General features: G+C 33.2%; 20 protein-coding genes. 14 read left to right on the top strand and 6 right to left on the bottom strand.

Annotated features, from left to right (window positions below):
- Positions 1–110 precede the first annotated feature (110 nt).
- Positions 111–911, bottom strand: coding sequence for a glycosyltransferase family 2 protein (locus DNC80_RS13405; RefSeq protein ID WP_182651646.1), 801 nt, complete (start codon positions 909–911; stop codon positions 111–113).
- A gap of 4 nt (positions 912–915) precedes the next feature.
- Positions 916–1,707 (bottom strand): glycosyltransferase family 2 protein, encoded by a 792-nt coding sequence (locus DNC80_RS13400; RefSeq protein WP_182651645.1) that lies wholly within the window; start codon positions 1,705–1,707, stop codon positions 916–918.
- A gap of 290 nt (positions 1,708–1,997) precedes the next feature.
- On the opposite strand from DNC80_RS13400, the gene DNC80_RS13395 reads away from it, so the two are divergent.
- Positions 1,998–2,729 carry a lipopolysaccharide kinase InaA family protein gene (locus DNC80_RS13395; RefSeq protein WP_182651644.1) on the top strand — a complete coding sequence of 244 codons (732 nt, stop codon included), beginning with the start codon at positions 1,998–2,000 and terminating at the stop codon, positions 2,727–2,729.
- 28 nt (positions 2,730–2,757) lie between these two features.
- Positions 2,758–3,537, top strand: coding sequence for a glycosyltransferase family 2 protein (locus DNC80_RS13390; protein WP_182651643.1), 780 nt, complete (start codon positions 2,758–2,760; stop codon positions 3,535–3,537).
- Here the strand turns inward: DNC80_RS13390 and DNC80_RS13385 are convergent.
- A complete protein-coding gene (locus tag DNC80_RS13385) occupies positions 3,503–4,624 on the bottom strand; it encodes a glycosyltransferase family 1 protein (protein WP_182651642.1) in 1,122 nt (373 codons plus the stop codon). The two genes, DNC80_RS13390 and DNC80_RS13385, sit on opposite strands and share 35 nt — an antisense overlap.
- Positions 4,625–4,635: 11 nt before the next feature.
- A complete protein-coding gene (locus tag DNC80_RS13380; RefSeq protein WP_182651641.1) occupies positions 4,636–5,451 on the bottom strand; it encodes a 2,3,4,5-tetrahydropyridine-2,6-dicarboxylate N-succinyltransferase in 816 nt (271 codons plus the stop codon).
- A 209-nt stretch (positions 5,452–5,660) separates the two neighbouring features.
- On the opposite strand from DNC80_RS13380, the gene ruvX reads away from it, so the two are divergent.
- Positions 5,661–6,077, top strand: coding sequence for a Holliday junction resolvase RuvX (ruvX, locus tag DNC80_RS13375; protein WP_182651640.1), 417 nt, complete (start codon positions 5,661–5,663; stop codon positions 6,075–6,077).
- A gap of 118 nt (positions 6,078–6,195) precedes the next feature.
- Complete coding sequence (locus DNC80_RS13370) at positions 6,196–7,689, top strand: malate:quinone oxidoreductase (RefSeq protein WP_182651639.1); 1,494 nt, start codon at positions 6,196–6,198, stop codon at positions 7,687–7,689.
- 65 nt (positions 7,690–7,754) lie between these two features.
- Here the strand turns inward: DNC80_RS13370 and DNC80_RS13365 are convergent, their stop codons facing one another.
- Positions 7,755–9,968, bottom strand: coding sequence for an FUSC family membrane protein (locus DNC80_RS13365; protein ID WP_182651638.1), 2,214 nt, complete (start codon positions 9,966–9,968; stop codon positions 7,755–7,757).
- A gap of 192 nt (positions 9,969–10,160) precedes the next feature.
- Between DNC80_RS13365 and def the strand changes: the two genes are divergently transcribed.
- The 4 genes from def (at position 10,161) to DNC80_RS13345 (ending at position 13,710) form a co-directional block, all read left to right on the top strand.
- Positions 10,161–10,748 (top strand): peptide deformylase, encoded by a 588-nt coding sequence (gene def, locus DNC80_RS13360; RefSeq protein WP_086453103.1) that lies wholly within the window; start codon positions 10,161–10,163, stop codon positions 10,746–10,748.
- 84 nt (positions 10,749–10,832) lie between these two features.
- A complete protein-coding gene (locus DNC80_RS13355) occupies positions 10,833–11,318 on the top strand; it encodes a DUF5606 domain-containing protein (protein ID WP_182651637.1) in 486 nt (161 codons plus the stop codon).
- A gap of 76 nt (positions 11,319–11,394) precedes the next feature.
- Entirely contained in the window at positions 11,395–12,168 is a 774-nt protein-coding gene (gene mazG / locus DNC80_RS13350) for a nucleoside triphosphate pyrophosphohydrolase (RefSeq protein ID WP_182651636.1), read from the top strand.
- Positions 12,169–12,261: 93 nt separating this feature from the next.
- On the top strand, positions 12,262–13,710 hold the full coding sequence (locus DNC80_RS13345) for an APC family permease (RefSeq protein WP_182651635.1): 1,449 nt from the start codon (positions 12,262–12,264) through the stop codon (positions 13,708–13,710).
- 11 nt (positions 13,711–13,721) lie between these two features.
- Here DNC80_RS13345 and DNC80_RS13340 read toward each other — a convergent pair whose 3' ends face one another.
- On the bottom strand, positions 13,722–14,402 hold the full coding sequence (locus DNC80_RS13340; RefSeq protein WP_086453106.1) for a Crp/Fnr family transcriptional regulator: 681 nt from the start codon (positions 14,400–14,402) through the stop codon (positions 13,722–13,724).
- Positions 14,403–14,508: 106 nt separating this feature from the next.
- On the opposite strand from DNC80_RS13340, the gene DNC80_RS13335 reads away from it, so the two are divergent.
- The 6 genes from DNC80_RS13335 (at position 14,509) to ccoG (ending at position 22,067) form a co-directional block, all read left to right on the top strand.
- On the top strand, positions 14,509–16,950 hold the full coding sequence (locus tag DNC80_RS13335) for a heavy metal translocating P-type ATPase metal-binding domain-containing protein (RefSeq protein WP_182651647.1): 2,442 nt from the start codon (positions 14,509–14,511) through the stop codon (positions 16,948–16,950).
- Positions 16,951–17,061: 111 nt separating this feature from the next.
- The gene (gene ccoS, locus DNC80_RS13330) at positions 17,062–17,277 is read left to right on the top strand and encodes a cbb3-type cytochrome oxidase assembly protein CcoS (RefSeq protein ID WP_182651634.1); all 216 of its coding nucleotides are present in this window, start codon (positions 17,062–17,064) and stop codon (positions 17,275–17,277) included.
- Positions 17,278–17,301: 24 nt separating this feature from the next.
- Positions 17,302–19,479, top strand: a complete 2,178-nt coding sequence (gene ccoN, locus DNC80_RS13325) for a cytochrome-c oxidase, cbb3-type subunit I (protein ID WP_182651633.1) — start codon at positions 17,302–17,304, stop codon at positions 19,477–19,479.
- Positions 19,480–19,484: 5 nt separating this feature from the next.
- Positions 19,485–19,655, top strand: coding sequence for a CcoQ/FixQ family Cbb3-type cytochrome c oxidase assembly chaperone (locus tag DNC80_RS13320; RefSeq protein ID WP_144892684.1), 171 nt, complete (start codon positions 19,485–19,487; stop codon positions 19,653–19,655).
- Positions 19,656–19,678: 23 nt separating this feature from the next.
- Positions 19,679–20,578 (top strand): cbb3-type cytochrome c oxidase N-terminal domain-containing protein, encoded by a 900-nt coding sequence (locus DNC80_RS13315; protein ID WP_182651632.1) that lies wholly within the window; start codon positions 19,679–19,681, stop codon positions 20,576–20,578.
- A 70-nt stretch (positions 20,579–20,648) separates the two neighbouring features.
- Positions 20,649–22,067, top strand: coding sequence for a cytochrome c oxidase accessory protein CcoG (gene ccoG / locus DNC80_RS13310; protein WP_182651631.1), 1,419 nt, complete (start codon positions 20,649–20,651; stop codon positions 22,065–22,067).
- The last annotated feature ends 6 nt before the right edge of the window (positions 22,068–22,073 follow it).

Below are 22,073 nucleotides of genomic sequence, written 5' to 3'. Positions count from 1 at the left end.
GTGTTATATTAGTATTGACTATCTCCCTTTAATTTTAATTTAAGATAAAAAGAACAATAAATTTAATGTTTTATGAACTTACAAAGAAATAGTTTTGTTGTTGTTAAAGTTTATTTATTTTCTTTTACAATTCCATTTTCGCACCAAAAAGAAGATGTTGACTTATTCTTGTCTAATATAGCATTATTTTGTCCAATGTTGTTTTTATCTTGCTCATTGTGATGTAGATGATATTGAATTCCTGCTAATCTTAATTTTTTTAAACCAACTCCTTTTTTTATTAGTCGGGAAGCAATTTCTGAGTCTTCTCTTCCCCAAGTGGTAAACTGTTCGTCATAGCCGTTAACTTCGAGTAAATCGTTACGCCAAAAGCTCATGTTACACCCTCTAACTTTAAATATTAATTTTTCAATAGGTTCAGTTTTCGAGTCAATAAAATAATTTACTAAAGGAAAATATACGGCATTGAATCTGTTTTTTATTTTTTTTGAAAAAGGATTAAAAAAAATAGTTTCATTTTTTAAGGTTGTGATAGTAGTTTCCTTTGAGAGTAATACCCGAGGTCCAGTTAAAAAACTGTTTTTCTTGGCATTTTTTATGTGATCTTTAATATAATTTTTGTGCAAAATAACGTCGCCATCAACTTGTATGATGTATTCAAATTTTGCATTTACTATGGCTTTGTTTCTTATTTTGGCAAGTCGAAAACCTTGATCTTCATGCCAAATATGAATTACATTTAGTTTTGATTTTTTGCTAAAGGCGGAAATTAAGTTTTTAGTTTCTTCTCTTGATCCATCATCTGCAATCAGGATTTCATTAGGTAAAACAGATTGGTTTTCAATACTTTTCAATACTAAAAGTAGTGCTTCAGGCCAGTTGTAGGTAGCTATTATTAATGAAACTGTCATTTTATTATAATTCGTTAATTCCGTTGGTAGCTTTTTTTTTATTGCTTGAAATCACTTCTTGTATTAAATCATTATGTGCAACTTCATTTTCTCGTGCGCGTTCGGGATGATAGATATGGTTAACAAAACCGTAATGTTTCATTTTAATTTTGTAAACCGAATTGTTTATCAATCGAGTTGCAAATTCTTCATCTTCATGTCCCCAACCGATAAGATTATTTTCATAACCATTTATTTTTAAAGCATCTTCTCTCCAATAGGCCATATTGCAGCCCAGCATTTTTCTAGAATTTTGCTGAGGTGTTGCAAGTAGTTTAGCAATATAATAGTTTCTAAATCCGTTAAAACGATTTTTGATATCACTATTAAACAGTGAAAAGTGTATTGATTTTGTTTCTAATAGTTTTTGAGACAAACTAATTCCCATTCTTGTTCTGCTGCCTCTAACAAAATGTTCTTTCTTAGCAAATTTCAGATGATCTTTTATGAAATTTTTGTCTAAAATAAGATCTCCATCAACTTGAATGATGTATTCAAACTGTGCTTTCTTTATTGCTTTGTTTCTAATTTTTGCCAATTGAAAACCATTGTCCTCCTGCCAAACGTGATGTAATGGCACAGGGAGTTTTTTTTGGAAAAAGGCAACAACATCTCGAGTTCGTTCACAGGAACCATCATCAGCTATTATAACTTCGTTTGGGAGTATTTTTTGATATAATACACTTGACAAACATAAATAAAGCGCGCTTTCCCAGTTATAGGTTGAAATAATTAAGCTGATTGTAGGTTGAGGCATATTTTAAATTAAACTCTAGTAAAACACCATCAATTACATTATTGTACCGTGTTTTTTTTATTGTTATTAAAGCAAATGTAATTTTAATTTTTAGATAATCAAATCTCTCTGGAATGTCTTTTTTGTATAGAATTGATCTTTTAAGATAAGAATTGAATTTGCTTGAGCACTATTAATTTATGAAAGTACTGCGTTTTCTTGATTTAAGTTCGAGTTCAAAAACATTTGAACTCAATAAGAAAAATAATTTATACATTCGGTAATACATTTCAGTTTAATATATTTGTCAAATGGACGAAGAATTACAAGCAATCATTAAAAACTTTTCTCAAACAGGAACAATTTTCTTTGGTGGGAAACGCAATACGATAAAAACGTTTAGTTACAATGGAGAAATTATTAACATTAAATCATTTAAAATCCCCATTATTTTAAATGGTTTTATTTATAAATATTTTCGAAAGTCAAAGGCCAAACGGTCATTTGAAAATGCTTCAATTTTGAGTAAGAAAGGTATAGGTACACCAAAACCAATTACTTACAAAGAAAATTTTAAAGGTGTTTTATTACGGGATAGTTATTATGTATCCGAACATTTAAACCACGATTTTACTTTTGAAAGTATTTTTCATGATCTCCCTCATTTAGATAAAGATAAAATGTTGCGAGGTATTGCTCAGTTTACTTTTAAATTACATGAAGAAGGAATAGAATTTTTAGATCATTCACAAGCAAATACTCTTGTAAAAGTTGATGCTGATGGCAATTATAACTTTTATTTGGTTGATTTAAATAGGATGAAATTTCATACTACAATGTCATTTGAAAAAAGAATGCGTAATATGCATAAACTTACACCAGATGAACAAATGATTCAGGTTATTAGTAATGAATATGCCAAGCTTTATGGACAGCCAGAAGAAAAGGTATTTTCTACAATGATGCAATACACAAAAGAGTTTTACACCCATTTTTACAAAAAACAAGCTTTAAAAAAGCGACTCAAATTTTGGAAAAAATAATTTTATTTTCCTTTTATAATGCTATCAAATGAACCAAAAGATATCTGTTTTTATCATTACTCTTAACGAGAATCAAAACATTGCAAGGTGTTTAGAAAAGTTGTTTTGGGCTGATGAAATTATAATAGTAGATTCAGGAAGTAGCGATGAAACTGTTCAAATAGGGTTGTTGTACAAAGCAAAAATCATTTTTCATAAGTTTGAGAACTTTGGTAAACAAAAACAATTTGCATTGTTACAAACCAAAAACGATTGGGTGTTATCTATTGATGCTGATGAGGTTCTCTCAGATTCACTTGTAAACGAAATTCAAAATACGGTTTTTACCTCTGAATTTGTTGGGTATACAATACCTAGAACACATGTTTTTTTGGGTAAAGTTTTTAAGTTTGGAACTGAAAATAAACGTCCTGTACTTCGCTTATTTAATAAAAAAAATGGTTTTTTTATTGAAAATAAAGTACATGAAACTGTTATAGTACAAGGAAAAACAAGGAGTTATGAAAATGAAATGCTGCATTACACTAGTGAAGATGTGACAAAAGGAATCAGTAAATGTGTGAATTATGCTTTGTTAAGTGGAGAGTTTATGTTTGAAAAAGGTAAAAGAACATATTTTATCAAACTACTTTTCAAATTCCCTCTTGAATTTATTAAAGTATATTTATTTAACAGAAATTTTTTAAACGGTTACCAAGGATTCATATGGAGTATGTTTTCAGCAATTGGAAGTTTTTTGAAATATGTAAAACTGTGGGAATTACAACGTAAATCTATTCACTCACCAGCTCCTGGTATACATTCATAACTTGACGAGCTATATTTTCATCATTAAATTTTTGCACAAATTCAAAACCTTTTTCTATCATATTGTTACGATGCTCTTTGTCTACTAATAATTTTTGAATGGCATTTTCAAGATCTATTGCATTTGTAGGGTCAATATAGACTGAATTGGGTCCGCCTGCTTCTGGGAAAACCCCACCTTGAGTTGTAATTACTGGAGTTTTTGAATATAATGCTTCAATAATAGGGATTCCAAAGCCTTCATATAAAGATGGATAAACAAAAATCTTAGCTTGTTGATATAGAATAGCCAGCTCTTCAAGAGTTAGTCCTTTTAAGAAGATTACTTTATGTTCTAAATTGTGTTTCTTGATGTAACTTTTTACTTCAATGGCATAATCGGTCTCTTTACCTACAATTACTAAACAAGTATCTATATTATGGAGTGTTTTAACAGCTAGTAAAATATTTTTTCTAGTTTCAATAGTACCCACGTTGAGAATAAATTCTTTTGGCAGATTGTATTTTGATACAACCTTTTTTTTATCGCTCTCAGTGAATTCTTTTTTGAAAACAGCGTGGCATCCTTGATAAATTACTTTTATTTTTGAAGCATCAATTTTTAAAAACTCAACAATATCATCTTTTGTTTGTTCACTAATTGCTATAACCACATCTGCTTGATGAGCCGCTTTGTTGAATTTATAAAAGTGAATTTTGCGATCAAAATAGGAATATAAATTGGGGAATTTCACAAAAATTAAATCGTGAATGGTAACCACACTTTTTATATTAGCGTAGTTTAGTCCAGACGGGATTTCACCAGATAAACCATGAAAAATCGTAATGCCATCTTTTGTTAAATCCTTTACAACTCCTTTTTGTCTCCATAAATTATAAAATTTTTGGTAAAAAGGAGACTTAGGTTTTTTCTCGACAACATTGATGTTATTAGTTTCAAATAATGTTTGTGATGCCTTTTTTGGGTTGTACAAGGCATAAGTATTATCAGGATAATATTGGCTTAGTAAGCGTATCAAATCACGACTATAGTTACCAAGTCCTGTTTTGTTATGAAAGATTCTTTTTGCTTCAAAGCCAATATTCATCTGATACTTATTTAAACTGCTACGTCATATTCACGTAAAGCATTATTTAATGATGTTTTTAAATCTGTTGATGGTTTGCGGGTTCCAATAATTAGGGCACAAGGCACTTGAAAATCACCTGCAGGAAATGATTTTGTATAACTTCCTGGAATTACTACAGAACGAGCTGGAACGTATCCTTTCATTTCAACTGGAGTTTCTCCAGTTACATCAATAATTTTAGTAGATGCGGTTAGGCACACATTAGCACCAAGAACGGCTTCTTTCCCAACATGCACACCCTCAACTACAATACAACGAGAGCCAATAAAAGCCCCATCTTCTATGATTACTGGAGCTGCTTGTAATGGCTCAAGTACACCACCTATTCCTACACCACCACTTAAGTGAACGTTTTTACCAATTTGAGCACAACTTCCTACTGTAGCCCAGGTATCTACCATAGTTCCTTCGTCTACGTAAGCACCAATGTTTACATAACTAGGCATCAAAATTACACCGCTTGAAATGTAAGCTCCATAACGCGCTACAGCATTTGGTACTACGCGAATTCCTTTTTCGGCATAGTTTCTTTTTAATAACATTTTATCGTGGTACTCAAAAATTCCAGATTCCCAAGTTTCCATTTTTTGGATTGGGAAATACATCACCACTGCTTTCTTTACCCATTCGTTTACTTGCCATCCGTCACCAATAGGTTCTGCAACACGTAATTTCCCTGAGTCTAAAAGTTCTATAACTTCTCTAATAGCATCTGTTGTTGGGGTTTCTTGTAACAAGGCACGATTTTCCCAAGCTTGCTCTATAATTGTTTGTAATGAATTCATCTTTTTAATGATTTTTGGGCAAAGATAGGATTTTTAGCCAAAAGCAAAACAGTTAAAAACAGACTAAAATGTTACAGATCTAACTTTAATTTGGGGTATTATTTCATGATATTTTTTTTGTTAAGTTAGATTTTAGATCTCAATTTTAGTTATAACAACTGTTTTTTAAGTATGATATTCAAAATTCGTACCTTTGAAAAAAAAATATAATGCCAAGAATACTCGCTATTGATTACGGACAAAAAAGAACAGGAATTGCAGTTACTGATGAAATGCAAATTATTGCATCAGGTCTGACAACAGTCGCTTCTAGTACTGCAATCGCTTTTTTAAAAGATTATTTTGCTAAAGAAAAAGTAGAAGCCGTTCTAATAGGAGAGCCTAAACAAATGAATGGACTACCCTCTGAAAGTGCTTCCATTGTCAAAGGATTTGTGACTCATTTTACCAATCATTTTCCGGATATGAAAGTCATTCGCGTAGACGAACGCTTTACATCAAAAATGGCTTTTCAGTCCATGATAGACAACGGGATGAGCAAAAAACAGCGTCAAAATAAAGCACTTATTGATGAAATTGCAGCAACCATAATGTTACAAGATTACTTAAATAGAAAATCTTTTTGAGGTTCAAGAGAATATGTTGACTTTTTGAAAAAAATCTTTAAAAAATGTAACTTTTTGGTTCAGTTTTATACTTTTTTTTGGAATTTAATAATTTATCTTTGCATTTTAAAATCTTATTATGCCTGATACAACGATACGTACCCACAGTGAAGTAGTTCTAATAGGAGCTGGAATTATGAGCGCCACTCTAGGTTTAATTTTAAAAGAGTTGCAGCCTGATATTACAATTGAAATATACGAACGATTAGATATGGCAGCTGCCGAAAGTTCTGATGCATGGAATAATGCAGGAACCGGTCACTCCGCTTTTTGTGAGCTAAATTACACTCCAGAAGGCGAAGATGGAAGTATAAACCCAAACAAAGCGATAAGCATTGCTGAATCTTTTGAAGTTTCAAGACAATTTTGGGCTTACTTAGTTCAAGAAAATAAAGTTCCCTCTCCTGAAAAATTTATCAAAAGCATTCCCCATTTAAGTTTTGTTTGGGGCGAAAAAAATATAGAATACCTTAAAAAAAGATTTGAAGCCTTGCAAGCCAATCCTCTTTTCAAGGAAATGATTTTTAGCGAAGATTTTTCTGAATTGAAGAAATGGATGCCTCTAGTTATGGAGGGTAGAAACGAGACTGATAAGGTTGCCGCTACTACTATGTCAATTGGTACTGATGTGAATTTTGGAGAGTTAACTCGAAGTATTTTTAATTACCTTACTAGTCTAGATGGTGTTACGATTCATTTTAATCATGAAGTTCTAAAGTTAAGACAGAGAGAGGATAAATCTTGGAGAATTAAAATAAAGGATTTGGCTAACGGCCAAATACGTAAAGCATATACTAAGTTTGTTTTTATTGGAGCAGGTGGAGGTTCTCTTCCTTTACTTGAAAAAGCTGATGTTCCAGAAGGAAAAGGATATGGTGGATTCCCAGTAAGTGGACAATGGCTAAAATGTACCAATCCTGATGTGATTGCAAAGCATCAAGCTAAAGTATATGGAAAAGCAAGTGTAGGCGCTCCGCCTATGTCTGTACCACATATTGACTCTAGAGTTATTAATGGAGAAAAACAATTGCTTTTTGGACCATTTGCAGGCTTCTCAACTCGGTTTTTAAAAAATGGTTCTTATTCTGATTTGCCTTTGTCTATAAAACCAGATAACATTATACCTATGATTGCAGCGGGTATCAAAAATATTCCGCTTACTAAGTATTTGATTGAACAAGTGCGTCAATCTCAAAAAGATAGAATCAATGCATTAAGAGAGTATGTGCCAGGTGCACGATCCAAAGATTGGGTACTAGAACGTGCAGGTCAGCGTGTTCAAGTTATTAAAAAAGATGAAAAGGAAGGTGGAATACTTGAATTTGGTACCGAAGTAATTACAACCGCCGATGGAACATTATCGGTATTATTAGGTGCTTCGCCAGGTGCATCTACTGCTGTTTCTATTATGATTGACTTGATTAGTAGGTGTTTTGTAAACGAATATCAAACTCAAGAATGGCAAGATAAACTTAAGGTTATGGTGCCATCATTTGGACAAAAATTAAATGAAAACCCTGAACTATTGAAAGAAGTTCGTGAAAATACCGCCAAGGTATTGAAGTTAAACTAGTATTTAGGCAATTCATATTTACAAAAAAACGCTAGTCCATATTATATTTTCTAGCGTTTTTTTTGTTAGTTAATACTCTTTAATGTTTGTGTGGTTTGAACTATTTTTTCTGATAAATTAATTAGCCACATGAGTTGTTCTATAACTAGTTGTGCCTCTTGCATAACCGAATCAAAATCAGTTTCAGTACTGTTTTTATGTATGCTGATTTCTCTTTGCTGAATGTTTTTTAGTTCTGTGAATCTTAGTTTTAATTCGTTTACAGATGCAGATTGATTTGCTGGATTATTACCATTTAAAGTTTCGATAGCATTTTCTAAATTTTGAATTCCTGTATTTACTACTACATTAAATGATTCTGATGCCGCAGTAGTTTTGTGGGATTGAATATAAGTGCCCAATGAAGCAATTGACGAAAGTAAAGAGTGGTTTAAAACGGCTAATTCGTATACTTGTTCTAGATGTAATTGTTTTGTTTTGGGTTCTTGAACCATTCTTTGATAAGAAGCCATTAGATTGCCTATTTCTATAAATGCATTTTTCCGAGCTAGTTTATAGGATATGGATAGCGTACCTTTATTATTGTAATAGGTAGAAATTTCTTTTAAATAATTTTGGTTGGCAACTACTGCCTTTTTAATCGTTGCGGGAGCGCTTAAAAATTCCCAAGTAGGCCATAAAAAATAATTGGCCACAGCTGCCAACAAAGCTCCTACAAGAGTATCTATGATTCGATATTGTACAAGTTCATTCACGTTTGGGGTTAGTATTCCGTAAATAAAAACCACATACATGGTTACAAATGTAGCTCCGATTTTATAATTAGTTTGTGAAAATGCAAACCCAAGCAGCATACATAGTACAGAAAACATGCTAATTATAAAATTATCTTTAATAAAATATAGGACTCCAAAAGCAATAATTCCGCCAAGTATAGTACCTATTATTCTTTGAAACGTGCGTTCTTTGGTTAAACCATATCCTGGTTTCATAATCACAATAATGGTTAACAAAATCCAATAAGCGTTTTGAAAAGGGAAGTAGTTTCCTAGTGCTAATCCTATTATTAAGGTAACTGTTATTCGTAATGAATGCCTAAATATGGATGATGAAAAACTGAGGTTTTCTATTAATGTTGTCCATGGGTAATGTTGAGGGGTCAAAAATTTCTCGATGTCCTTATCAAGACCTTTGTATTCAAGTGTGTTATAATCTCTTGTAAAAGCATGTTCAATAGTTTTTATTTTATCTACTTGCTTGTCAGCATACTGTAACATGGTGGTTAACATAAAAACTCCTTCGGCTGCTTGTTGTTTACCAAGTTCTTTCTCGTATTGAGTGATAACAATTTGCAAGGCATTTATGTCTTCCCAAAAGGAAAGTTTATCGAGTTGTGTTTTTCCTTTTTTAATACTTTTTGAAAAATTCTTGAGGCTTGACGCCAAATGGTAAGCCAATTTTTGATAGGTAGCTAAAACTTTTGGATGATCATCAAATTTATCATGTAGTTTTTCATGATCAAATGCTGTTGATAAAGCCAATTCAAGAATTTCAACTAGGCAAATAAAGACAACAAGCATTTTTCTATTTGCAGCAGAGGAGCCATTAATGCTATGATTGGGTATTAATACTTCTCTCACATTCTGATGAATGACATTGAGTTCTACCTGTAAATGAAGCTGCTTTTCGGTAATTGCTTTTCGATCTGCATTTAAGGACCACAAATCACCTCTAAGTTTTAAATATTTTGCGGTAAGTTTCATACATTCCTGTATTTGCAGTTCTAAATACCTATTTGGTTTTAGATAATGAAACACAAGAGAAACTAGTAAATAAAAAATCCCACCAGCAAAAATTAAAAGCGCGTGAAAAAACATGGGCCAACCCGATGTTGTATTAGAAAATGCTAATGCCAGAGCTACCAAGCAAGAAAAAGATAACATACTAGCCCTTTGACCATAGACAGATACAATTGCAATAGAAAAAATTAATAAAGTAATTATGGGGTAGAAAAAGACTTTATAAGGAAAAAATATATTGACAAAAAGTGTAATAATAGAGGTTGATATTGCTGTAAGCACTATGCCATACATTTTTTGGTTTAAGCTACTTGCTATGTCACTAGGATATGCAAATATGGCTCCTAGTGCAAGGACAAAACCTATATTAAACATCTCAAAATAAGTAAAAACAACTACAGGGATTACCGCCGCAATAGTAACTTTAAGAGCGTTTGTAAAGGAAGCTGTGTCTATAAATTTTTGAATCAGTGTAAGCATATCTTTAGGTTGTTACAAAGATAAGATTTGAAAAAGTTATAAGCGTTATAAACAGCGTACTTCTGTCTAAAAGATTTAATTTATTTTAAAAATTGATAGTATAATATTCATTGTTTATTTTTTACTATTTTTGCAAACTGAATAAAAAAGCTGGATACCATATTTTTTAGCTCCTAATTTTAACACTGTACAATGATTTTACCAATTATAGCTTACGGCGATCCCGTTTTAAGAAAAACAGGAGAACTTGTTACTGCAGATTTTCCTAATCTAAAGGAAATCATTTCAAATATGTATGAAACCATGTATAATGCTCATGGTGTGGGTCTTGCAGCTCCTCAAGTAGGTCTTGCTTTACGCATATTTGTAATAGATACAACTCCTTTTAGCGATGACGATGAACTAGATTCTACAGAGCAAAATAAATTGAAAGGCTTTAAAAAAACTTTTATCAATGCAAGAATGGTAAAAGAAGAAGGAGAATTATGGAGTTTTAATGAAGGATGCTTAAGTATTCCTGATGTAAGAGAGGATGTTTACAGAAATCCAACGATTACATTAGAGTATTGCGAAGAAGATTTTGTAATGAAAACGGAAGTATTTGACGGACTCATAGCCCGTGTAATTCAACATGAATACGATCATATTGAAGGGGTTTTATTTACGGATAAAATTTCGTCTTTAAAAAAACGATTGATTCAAAAGAAATTAAAAAACATATTAGAAGGAAAAACTTTTCAAGAGTACCGAATGAAATTTTTCGGAAAAAAGGGAAGATAAGTCAATCTAAGACAAGCGTGGTACAATTTTTGGGTACCCAAATAAAATTAATTAATCCAATTTTCAATAACAATTACACGAACCATGAATTTAGAAAAAATATTAGCCATTTCAGGAAAACCAGGTTTATACATTTTGAAAGTACAAACTAGATCAGGATTTGTGGCTGAGTCATTAGCTGATGGAAAAAAAATTACAGTAAACTTAAAAAGTAATGTAAGCTTACTTTCTGAAATTTCAATTTATACTTACGAAGGTGAAAAACCATTATCTGAAATCATGCAAACTATTGCTGATAAAGAAAATAAAGGGGAAGCTTTATCTCATAAGGCTGAAAACGCAAAATTAATGGAGTATTTCAAAGCTATTTTGCCTAATTATGATGAAGATAGAGTATACCCATCTGATATTAAAAAAATATTAAACTGGTACGGAATTTTACAATCAAAAGGATTGCTTAATGATCATGCACCAGCTACTGCCGAAGAACCAAGCACACCAGCAGTTGAAGAGGCAATTGAAGAAGTTGCAGAAAAACCAGCTAAAAAAGCAAAAGCTAAAAAAGAATAACAAAAGCTTCAAAATATTTAATCCCATTCAGGACGTTCTTGAATGGGATTTTTTTATTTTTACCAAAACAATATTGATGAATACAAGAGCCGCACAACTACAAGCATTTGACAGACTACTTACTATAATGGATGATTTGAGGGAAAAATGCCCTTGGGATCAAAAACAAACCATGCAATCCTTGCGTCATCTTACCATTGAAGAAACCTACGAACTTGGTGATGCTATTTTAGATAATGATTTAAGTGAAGTGAAGAAGGAATTGGGAGATCTCTTGTTGCACATTGTTTTTTATGCTAAAATAGGAAGTGAAACTAGTGATTTTGATATTGCTGATGTGTGCCATGAAATTTCAGAAAAATTGATACACCGTCATCCTCATATTTATAGTGATACAATAGTGAAGGACGAAGAAGAAGTCAAGCAAAATTGGGAGAAATTAAAACTTAAAGAAGGTAAGAAATCTGTTTTAGAAGGAGTTCCTACAAGTTTGCCAGCCTTAGTCAAAGCCAGTCGCATTCAGGATAAAGTGAAAGGAGTAGGATTTGATTGGGAAGAGACGCATCAAGTTTGGGATAAAGTGCAAGAGGAATTAGAGGAGCTACAAGTTGAAGTGCAAGCGGGAGATCAGGATAAGATAGAAGCAGAGTTTGGTGATGTTTTGTTTTCAATGATTAATTATGCCCGATTTTTGAATGTTAACCCCGAAGATGCATTGGAACGAACCAATAAAAAATTCATTAAACGATTTCAATATTTAGAAAGTAAAGCTTCAGAGTTAGGAAAGCCTTTAATGGATATGACTCTCGCTGAAATGGATATTTTTTGGGAAGAAGCGAAAAGATTGTAGTTGTCAGTTTGCAGTATTCAATATTCAGTCCCGATGCTTAAAGATTAATGTTCAGAGTTTAAAATATAGTTTTAGATTAATTAATAATTACCAATGTCAGAAAATAAAACCGAGTTAAAACGTTCTTTAGGATTGATAGATGCAACGAGTTTAGTTGCGGGTTCCATGATAGGATCAGGAATATTTATTGTAACATCGGCAATGGCCAGAGATATAGGATCGGCGGCTTGGTTGCTCGTGATCTGGATTGTTACCGGCTTAATTACCGTTGCAGCAGCCTTAAGTTATGGCGAGTTAGCAGGGATGATGCCTAATGCAGGTGGTCAATTTGTGTATATTCAGCGTGCATACGGTAGGCTTGTTTCCTTTTTATATGGCTGGACTGTTTTTACGGTAATTCAAACAGGAGTTATTGCAGCTATAGCAGTAACCTTTGCAAATTATGCAGCTATTTTTTTTCCGGTTTTAGATGAAACGCTTTTTTCTGTAGGATCGAGTTTTGTTTTTTCGTACCAAAAAGTTTTAGCCATTTTCAGTATTGTTTTACTTACTTATATCAATACCAAAGGTGTTCAAAGCGGTAAAATGGTTCAACTTATTTTTACTTCGGCTAAATTAATTGCGCTGTTTGCCTTGATTATTTTAGGATTGTATGTAGGATTAAAAACGGATGTTTTATCGGATAATTTTGCAAATATGTGGGAAGCTAGCAAAACGGTAGTTAACCCAGATGGAACTGTAACTGTTACAAAACTTGTAGGGACAGCGCTTTTAGGAGCTGCGGGTGCTACTATTATAAACTCTTTGTTTTCCAGTGATGCTTGGAATAATGTTACCTTCATAGCAGGTGAAATTAAAGATCCTAAAAAAAATATACCTCGCAGTCTATTTCTTGGAACAGTAATAGTAACTGTAGTTTATGTGTTGGCTAATGTGGCTTACCTAGCTTTATTGCCTATGCAAGGTTCGCCTAGCGCAAGTGATGCCTTGAGTAACGGAATCATGTTTGCTAATAATGACAGAGTAGGTGCGGCAGCAGCAAGTATGATATTGGGAAATGTAAGTGTCTTTGTTATGGCAGGATTAATTATGGTGTCCACTTTTGGTTGTAATAGTGGATTGATTCTCTCTGGTGGAAGATTGTTTTTTGCGATGGCAAAGGATGGTTTGTTTTTTAAACAAGCAACCGAATTGAATAAAAATCAAGTCCCAGCCAAAGCCTTGTGGGTACAGTGTATTTGGGCTTGTGTATTGTGTATTTCCGGAAAATTTGGAGATTTATTAACGTATGCTACTTTTGCATCCTTATTGTTCTATATCTTGACTATTTTAGGGGTTTTTATCCTGAGAAAAAAAGAACCTCATGCTGATAGACCTTATAAAGCATTTGGTTACCCCTTTGTTCCTGCACTTTATATTGTAGTTACGGTGGCTATTTGTCTTACCTTATTAATTTATGACACCTTCAATACCGGACTAGGATTAGCTATTGTTGCATTAGGAATCCCTGTTTATTATTTAGCAATGCCTAAAAAACAGTAATATTGAAGTAATTACTCGGCTAGTTTTTTGAGTTTAGAAAGGTCTAATAAAACTATTTTTTTTCCACTAAGTTCAATGAGCCCTAGCTTTTTAAAGTCAGAAAGTAGTCTAATGCAACTTTCTGTTGCAGTGCCTATCATGCTAGCTAAATCATCTCTAGAAAGTTGCACTTTTAGGGAAGCATCCTCATTTGTTCCAAAAGTATCATGCAAATAGAGCAAAGTTTCGGCTAGTCTTTCTTTGACGGTTTTTTGAGCTAGATTAACCATTTGATCATCGGCTTCTTTTAGATCGCCGCAAATAGTTTTCATCACATTCATAGAGAACTTATTGTTTTTGTCAAAATATCCCATCACTTCTGATTTTGGAATAAAACAAACCTGCATATCATCAAGAGCTACTGCACTTAAATTCACGGGCTCCTCACTTATCATAGATCTTTGTCCTAATAATTCCCCTTTGGTTACCAGTTTTACAATATGGTCTTTTCCATTGGCGCTAAGCTTGATGAGTTTGCAAACACCATCTTTAATACAGTAAATTCCGTTTACAGTATCTCCTTCCTTAAAAATTATTTCTCCTTTTTTTACAATATGAGACGTTTTACAATCAGATAATTGCACGAGCTCTTGTTTAGTAAGGGCTTTCAAGGAACTGAATTCGCGCACGATACATTGTTCACATTTACTCATTGGTATGATATTTTTGTTATACAAAACTAGCCTTTTATTATGATAAATATCATATTTTAATTAACATTCGTTTAGGTTCTTTGCTTCAGGAAAAATGAGCAAAGTTATGGAGAAAAACAACTGTTTCCATTGTGGATTAGATATCATAAAAGCCGAAGAAATATTTTTTGACGATAAAATTTTTTGTTGTGCGGGTTGTAAAACCGTGTATGAAATTTTCAATCAAAATGATTTAACAAGCTATTATGATTTTGAAAAATCACCTGGAGCAACACCGCAAAATACAAATGGTAAATATGATTTTTTAGACAATGAAAGTATTGTATCAAAACTATTGGAATTCAAAGAAAATGAAACAACAATTATTTCACTTAACATACCACACATACATTGTAGCTCGTGTATTTGGATTCTGGAAAATTTACAACGTCTTCAAAAAGGTATAAGCACCTCACAGGTCAACTTTCCTGAAAAACGAGTACGCATAACCTTTAACTCGGGAACAGTATCTGTTAAAGAAATTGTTTTACTGCTGAGTTCGATAGGCTATGAACCTTATATAAGTTTAGAAAACTATGAATCTGGTAAGGCTGTTGTAGATAGAAGTTTGACCTACAAACTGGGTGTTGCTTTCTTTTGTTTTGGGAATATTATGTTACTTTCTTTTCCAGAATATTTTGAAGTTAAGGAGTATTGGCTGGACCACTATCGAGGTTTTTTTAGATGGTTAATATTTGCTTTGTCGCTACCTAGTTTTTTCTACTCGGCAAGCGGTTATTATGTGTCTGCTTACAAAAGTATTAAAACCAAAATGCTCAATATTGATATTCCTATTGCCTTAGGAATCATTGTCATGTTTGTGCGCAGTACTTTTGATATTATCATGGATTATGGTTCTGGTTTTTTTGATAGTTTAACGGGACTTATCTTTTTTATGCTCCTTGGCAAAATGTTCCAAATAAAAACCTATAGTTTTTTGAGTTTTGAAAGAGATTTTAAGTCTTATTTTCCAATTGCAATTACTAAAATTAATCCTGATGGAACGGAATTGAGTATTCCTATTTATGAGGTTGAAAAAGGGAATAGATTGCTGATTAGAAACCAAGAACTCATTCCCGTTGATGGTATATTACTGTCTGAAAAAGCAGAGATAGACTATAGTTTTGTTACTGGAGAAGCAGTGCCTATTGTAAAGCATTCTGGAGATAAAGTTTTTGCAGGTGGGAAACAAATTGGGAAGATGATAGAAATGGAAGTCTTGCAAACCGTTTCTCAAAGCTATTTAACACAGCTGTGGAGTAATGATGTGTTCCAGAAAAATGTGGAGCAAAAACATAAAACAATTACTGACAAAATCAGTAGATATTTTACTCCTATATTGTTGTTAATTGCTTTTGTAGGGTTTGGATATTGGATTTTTATTAATGCCAATACTGCTTTTAATGTTTTTACCGCCGTTCTTATTGTAGCATGTCCTTGCGCGCTTGCATTGACCGCTCCATTCACTTTTGGGAATGTCTTACGAATTTTAGGAAAACAAAAATTTTATCTTAAAAATGCTTTGGTTATAGAACAATTAGCCAAAGTAGACACCATAGTTTTTGACAAAACAGGAACAATAACTACCAATAAAAAATCTAAAATTACGTATGTGCCACCCAGCGAAATAAATGGGATTGGAGTTCAAGAGGCCACAATTAATTCGGAAACTAGTACACTAATAAAAAATGCATTGCGAGGTTCAAATCACCCATTGAGCAGAATGTTATATGATTTTTTACCTAAAACCAAATTGATTAAAGTTGAGAATTTTGAAGAACAAGCTGGTAAAGGTATTCAGGCTCAAGTTGCTGGAAGTAATATAAAAATTGGTTCACGAGATTTTGTGCTCCATACAAATTTGGAGACGGATAATAAAGGTTTTGATATTGAAGTTGAGCTTGAAAATACTGTTGTGTACATTACTATTAACGAAGTTTATTATGGGAAATATATTTTCATGAATCAGTATAGAGATGGTTTAGCGAAGCTCTTTCAAGATTTGAGCAAGAAGTACGAAATTAAAATTTTATCAGGAGATAATGATGGAGAAAGAGCTACTCTTGAAGCTCTTTTGCCGAAAGGCACAGCATTAATTTTTAATCAAAAACCAGAACAAAAACTAGAGTTCATCAAAGCATTACAGGCCGAAGGTAAGAATGTGATGATGGTAGGCGATGGACTTAATGATGCGGGTGCATTGGCGCAAAGCCATATCGGAATATCTATTTCAGAGAATGTGAATGTGTTTTCGCCTGCTTGCGATGCTATTTTGGATGCCGAAGAGTTTCAAAAACTAAACTTCTTTTTACAGTATTCTAAAGATGCTATTACCACTATAAAAATGAGCTTTGTAGTGTCATTACTGTATAATGTAGTGGGATTAGGATTTGCTATCACAGGAAATTTATTACCACTTGTAGCGGCTATTATTATGCCATTGAGTACCATAACTATAGTCAGTTTTGTTACGGTAATGAGTAATTATTATGCTAAAAGAAAACGCTAGTTCATTAAATATTTACAAAGTTCACATTTCATTAACAAATGTTTCAAGTATGATAAATGTCATATTTTACGTGAATGCATCACAGTAACTTTGTTGAAATAAAAATACAATATGAGTGTCATTTATCTATTAATATCCATCAGTATTCTAGTTGCTATAGGTTTTTTTATAGCATTTATTAGAGCGGTCAAAACAGGACAATATGATGATGATTATACTCCTTCTGTTCGAATGCTATTTGAGGATGAGTTAATTCAAAAAGAAATAAAAAATAAGGAGGAGCCTTTAAAAATAGAAAATCTAGAAACTCAAAAAAATAATCAATAAACAACTTTCAAAATAATTACAAATATGGAAATGCAGCAGTTTTATTATGACAACAAAATTGTAAAAAAATTCATTTACGCCACCATAGTTTTTGGGGTAGTAGGAATGTTAGTAGGACTTATTCTTGCTTTTATGTTTCTATTCCCAAATATCACCGATGGAGTTTCGTGGTTGAGTTTTGGTCGGTTAAGACCATTACATACTAATGCTGTTATTTTTGCCTTTGTAGGGAATTCTATGTTTGCAGGTATTTATTACTCTATGCAGCGCCTTTTAAAAGCAAGAATGTTTAATGATTTTTTAAGCAACCTGCATTTCTGGGGATGGCAATTAATTATTGTTGCGGCGGCTATTTCTTTACCATTAGGATACAGCACATCAAAGGAATATGCGGAGCTAGAATGGCCTATAGACATTGCAATTGCCTTGATCTGGGTTGTTTTTGGGATCAATATGATTGGTACAATTCTAAAACGTAGGGAACGCCATTTATATGTTGCTATTTGGTTTTATTTAGCAACTTTTGTAACAGTTGCAGTTTTACATATCTTTAATAGTTTGGCATTGCCAGTTTCTGGTTTAAAAAGTTATTCTGTATATGCGGGTGTTCAGGATGCACTAGTTCAATGGTGGTATGGACATAATGCTGTTGCTTTTTTCTTAACCACACCTTTTTTAGGTTTGATGTATTACTTTATTCCAAAGGCGGCTAACCGTCCGGTGTATTCGTACCGCCTTTCAATTATTCACTTTTGGTCGTTGATTTTTATTTATATCTGGGCAGGTCCACACCATTTATTATATTCGGCATTGCCCAACTGGGCTCAAAATTTAGGTGTTGCTTTCTCAATCATGTTAATTGCTCCATCTTGGGGAGGAATGATCAACGGACTTTTAACACTAAGAGGTGTTTGGGATAAGGTAAGAGTAGAACCTGTTTTAAAGTTTTTTGTAGTAGCAATTACTGGGTATGGAATGGCCACTTTTGAAGGTCCGATGTTGTCTCTTAAAAATGTTAATGCTATTGCACATTACACAGACTGGATTATTGCACACGTTCACGTAGGCGCACTTGCTTGGAATGGTTTTATGGCATTTGGTATGATTTATTGGTTAGTTCCTAGAATGACTAAGAGTAATTTGTACTCTACAAAATTAGCTAATTTTCATTTTTGGATAGGTACTCTCGGAATCATCTTGTATACTGTACCAATGTATGTTGCTGGATTTTTACAAGCATCGATGTGGAAACAATTTAACCCTGATGGAACATTAACTTATGGTAATTTTCTAGAAACGGTTACTCAAATCATGCCTATGTATTGGATGAGAGCCATTGGAGGAACAATGTACTTGGTAGGAATGTTTGTATTGGTGTATAACATTTGGCAAACGGTTCGATTTGGATCAAAAGTAGAAGACGAACACGCCGAAGCTCCTGCGTTATTAAAAATGAGTTCAAGTAGAGTTAAGGGAGAAAAATTCCACCCTTGGTTAGAGCGCAAGCCTATTCAACTGACTATTTTGGCAACAGTAGCTATCTTAATAGGTGGTGTGATTCAAATTGTACCTACTATAATGGTAAAGTCTAATATCCCTACGATAACTAGCGTAAAACCATATTCTCCACTTGAACTAGAGGGACGTGATTTATACATTCGTGAGGGTTGTGTAGGATGTCACTCTCAATCGGTACGACCATTTAGAAGCGAGGTTGAACGTTACGGACCTCAATCAAAAGCGGGAGAATTTGTATACGATCATCCATTTTTATGGGGATCAAAACGTACTGGACCTGATTTATTAAGAGTAGGTGGAAAGTACAATGACAACTGGCATTTCAATCACTTTTGGAATCCACAAAGTATATCTGCTGGTTCTATCATGCCGGGTTACAAATGGCTTTTTGACAATAAAGCTATGGATATTTCTATGACCCAAAAGAAAATGGAAGTGATGTCTACACTAGGAGTTCCTTACACTCCTGTGCAAATTGCTGGTGGACTTGATGATTTACGCAAACAAGCTGTTGCCATTGAAGAGAGTTTAAAAAACGATCCTGATTTTGTAAAAAGTTATGAGGAAAGTAAGAAAAAAGCCGAAGCAAGAGGTGAAAAATTTGTGCCAATGAACGAACGAGAAATTGTGGCTTTAATAGCTTATATGCAACGTTTAGGTACTGATATTAAAGTAAAAAAATAGTAGTTATGTTTGAACAAATTAAACACAATATGGAGACCATTGATGGTGTAGCCATATATCCTATTCTGTCTTTATTAATTTTCTTTTTCTTTTTTGTAGGTCTAGGTCTTTGGGTTTTCTCTTATAAAAAAGAAAAGATCCAGGAGTTAAGCCAGATGCCATTGAGCGATAATTAATTGTAGTATTTAAACTAGTTAGAATGAAAAATAATTTTCCTGTATACGTTAGAGTTCCTGTAATTTTCTTTGCTGTTTTTATGGTAATGGAGTATTTCATTGACTCAGGAGACCGACCTGCATTTATAAAATTCCCAATGGTCACCGTGTTTTTATTAGTATTTCTTTTTTTATTGATTGCAGTAGAAATTACTTGGAAAGCTGTTGATACCATTACATACCAATTATTAACGCAAGATCAAAAAGAAGCTTTGCTTAAAAAACAAAATATTCGTTTTCAAGATCAGGCGTGGTATAAAAATCTAATGGCAAAACTCACTAAAACGCAGCCTCTTGATAATGAAGGACAGTTGTTATTAGATCATGATTATGATGGTATCAAGGAACTTGATAATAATTTGCCGCCTTGGTGGGTGTATTTGTTTTATGCGTGTATACTTTTTGGTGTAGTTTACATGGTACGATATGAAGTATTGGGAGCAGATAATCAAGAAATGGAACTTCAAAAAGAAGTGGCTCAAGCCAAAATTGAGATTGCTGAATATATGAAAACTGCTCCAGACTTGATGGATGAAAAAACGGTAACCTTATTGACAGAACCGGCTGATTTAGCTGCTGGAAAGGAAATTTTTATTACGAATTGTGCTGCTTGCCATAGAGCTGACGCTGGTGGTCAAATAGGACCAAATTTAACCGATGATCAATGGATTTTGGGTGGAGGTATAAAAAATGTTTTTCATACACTGGTCAATGGAGGTCGTGATGGAAAAGGAATGATATCCTGGAAAGGGACCTTAAAGCCAAAAGAAATGCAAAAAGTGGCTAGTTATATCTTGTCCTTGAAAGGCAGCAACCCACCTGATGCAAAAGCATCTGAAGGGGAAGTATGGGTTGAAGAAAGTGCAGTAGTCTCTGCTAAATAATTTTCATCCTGGGACTGGTGTTTGAACATCAGTTCCAAGTTTTGTAAACTCGTTTTTATAAATTAAAATAATGTCAAATTCATCAGACGAAGCGTTTAGAGACACCATAGGAACTATTGACGAAGAGGGGAATAGAAAATTTATCTATCCTAAAAAACCTTCCGGGAAGTTGTATGAATACCGTAAATGGGTAAGCTATTTGTTATTAATAGTCTTAGTAGCAAATCCATTTGTTAAAGTGAATGGCAACCAGTTCATGATGTTCAACATTTTAGAACGCAGGTTTACAATTTTTGGATTTCCTTTTTGGCCACAAGATTTTTATCTGTTTGTTCTTTTTATGATTATCGGAATTGTTTTCGTTATTCTTTTTACGGTTATTTTTGGACGTATTTTTTGCGGATGGATTTGCCCCCAAACTATTTTTCTCGAAATGGTTTTCCGAAGAATTGAATATTGGATAGAGGGAGATAGAGGCGCTCAAATTCGTTTGCATAAACAGGAATGGAACGCTGAGAAGATTAGAAAGAAAGGGCTAAAATGGTTCCTTTTTTTGATAATATCATTTTTTATTGCCAATGTTTTTTTGGCCTATCTCATCAGCAGTGATGCCCTTTATAAAATGATTGAGGAGGGACCACGTAACCACATCAGCACCTTAGTTTCATTAGGTATTTTTACTGGTGTGTTCTATTTTATATTTGCTTGGTTTAGAGAACAAGTTTGTATTATAGCGTGTCCTTACGGTAGGTTACAAGGTGTTTTATTAGATGATAAATCCATAAATGTAGCTTATGATTTTGTTCGAGGTGAAAAAACCGCTGGCAGATCAAAATTCAATAAGCAGGAGGATAGGAGTGCCACCGGAAAAGGAGACTGTATCGACTGTAAACAATGCGTAAATGTTTGCCCCACAGGAATTGATATTCGAAATGGAACGCAGCTAGAATGCATTAATTGTACAGCTTGTATTGATGAATGCAATACTATTATGGATAATGTGGGATTGCCTCAAGGTCTTATTAGATACGCATCTGAAGAAGAAATTGAGAAAGAAAAAAAGTTCAAATTCACCAGTAGAATGAAAGGGTATTCAGCCGTTTTATTCATTTTAACGGGAGTCTTAATTGGCTTGTTGTTCCTTCGTACTGATGTTGAGGCTGTGATTCTAAGGTTGCCAGGGCAATTGTTTCAACACAAAGGGGACAATATAAGTAATGTGTACACTTTTAAGGTGATCAATAAAACTAGTAAAGATCTTGACAGCGTTCATTTTAAATTAGTCGGAATCAAAGGAAGTTTGAAAATTGTAGGGATCCAATACTTAAAAGTGTCTAAGCAAAGCATGGACAGCGGAACACTTTTTATAGAAATCAATCAAAATATTTTAGAAACCGATAAAACAAATCTAAAAATTGAAGTGTTTAATGGTATTGATAAAATAGAAACTACCACTACTAGTTTTTTAAGTCCACGTAGTTTTAATTAAAGTGTA

The organism is Flavobacterium sp. SOK18b, assembly GCF_014156605.1.
GTDB classification, from domain to species: Bacteria; Bacteroidota; Bacteroidia; order Flavobacteriales; family Flavobacteriaceae; genus Flavobacterium; species Flavobacterium tiangeerense.
The sequence above is the reverse complement of the archived record's forward strand: the minus strand, read 5'-3'. Positions and strand labels throughout refer to the sequence as shown.

Excerpts from the sequence above, each read along its gene's own strand:
- DNC80_RS13315 (WP_182651632.1), top strand. The coding sequence starts at position 19,679 with ATGAAAAATAATTTTCCTGTATACGTTAGAGTTCCTGTAATTTTCTTT.
- DNC80_RS13320 (WP_144892684.1), top strand. The coding sequence starts at position 19,485 with ATGTTTGAACAAATTAAACACAATATGGAGACCATTGATGGTGTAGCC.
- DNC80_RS13345 (WP_182651635.1), top strand. The coding sequence starts at position 12,262 with ATGTCAGAAAATAAAACCGAGTTAAAACGTTCTTTAGGATTGATAGAT.
- DNC80_RS13340 (WP_086453106.1), bottom strand. The coding sequence starts at position 14,402 with ATGAGTAAATGTGAACAATGTATCGTGCGCGAATTCAGTTCCTTGAAA.
- DNC80_RS13395 (WP_182651644.1), top strand. The coding sequence starts at position 1,998 with ATGGACGAAGAATTACAAGCAATCATTAAAAACTTTTCTCAAACAGGA.
- ccoS (WP_182651634.1), top strand. The coding sequence starts at position 17,062 with ATGAGTGTCATTTATCTATTAATATCCATCAGTATTCTAGTTGCTATA.
- DNC80_RS13355 (WP_182651637.1), top strand. The coding sequence starts at position 10,833 with ATGAATTTAGAAAAAATATTAGCCATTTCAGGAAAACCAGGTTTATAC.
- ccoG (WP_182651631.1), top strand. The coding sequence starts at position 20,649 with ATGTCAAATTCATCAGACGAAGCGTTTAGAGACACCATAGGAACTATT.
- DNC80_RS13365 (WP_182651638.1), bottom strand. The coding sequence starts at position 9,968 with ATGCTTACACTGATTCAAAAATTTATAGACACAGCTTCCTTTACAAAC.
- DNC80_RS13370 (WP_182651639.1), top strand. The coding sequence starts at position 6,196 with ATGCCTGATACAACGATACGTACCCACAGTGAAGTAGTTCTAATAGGA.
- ccoN (WP_182651633.1), top strand. The coding sequence starts at position 17,302 with ATGGAAATGCAGCAGTTTTATTATGACAACAAAATTGTAAAAAAATTC.
- ruvX (WP_182651640.1), top strand. The coding sequence starts at position 5,661 with ATGCCAAGAATACTCGCTATTGATTACGGACAAAAAAGAACAGGAATT.
- def (WP_086453103.1), top strand. The coding sequence starts at position 10,161 with ATGATTTTACCAATTATAGCTTACGGCGATCCCGTTTTAAGAAAAACA.
- DNC80_RS13390 (WP_182651643.1), top strand. The coding sequence starts at position 2,758 with ATGAACCAAAAGATATCTGTTTTTATCATTACTCTTAACGAGAATCAA.
- DNC80_RS13380 (WP_182651641.1), bottom strand. The coding sequence starts at position 5,451 with ATGAATTCATTACAAACAATTATAGAGCAAGCTTGGGAAAATCGTGCC.
- DNC80_RS13335 (WP_182651647.1), top strand. The coding sequence starts at position 14,509 with ATGGAGAAAAACAACTGTTTCCATTGTGGATTAGATATCATAAAAGCC.
- DNC80_RS13405 (WP_182651646.1), bottom strand. The coding sequence starts at position 911 with ATGACAGTTTCATTAATAATAGCTACCTACAACTGGCCTGAAGCACTA.
- mazG (WP_182651636.1), top strand. The coding sequence starts at position 11,395 with ATGAATACAAGAGCCGCACAACTACAAGCATTTGACAGACTACTTACT.
- DNC80_RS13385 (WP_182651642.1), bottom strand. The coding sequence starts at position 4,624 with ATGAATATTGGCTTTGAAGCAAAAAGAATCTTTCATAACAAAACAGGA.
- DNC80_RS13400 (WP_182651645.1), bottom strand. The coding sequence starts at position 1,707 with ATGCCTCAACCTACAATCAGCTTAATTATTTCAACCTATAACTGGGAA.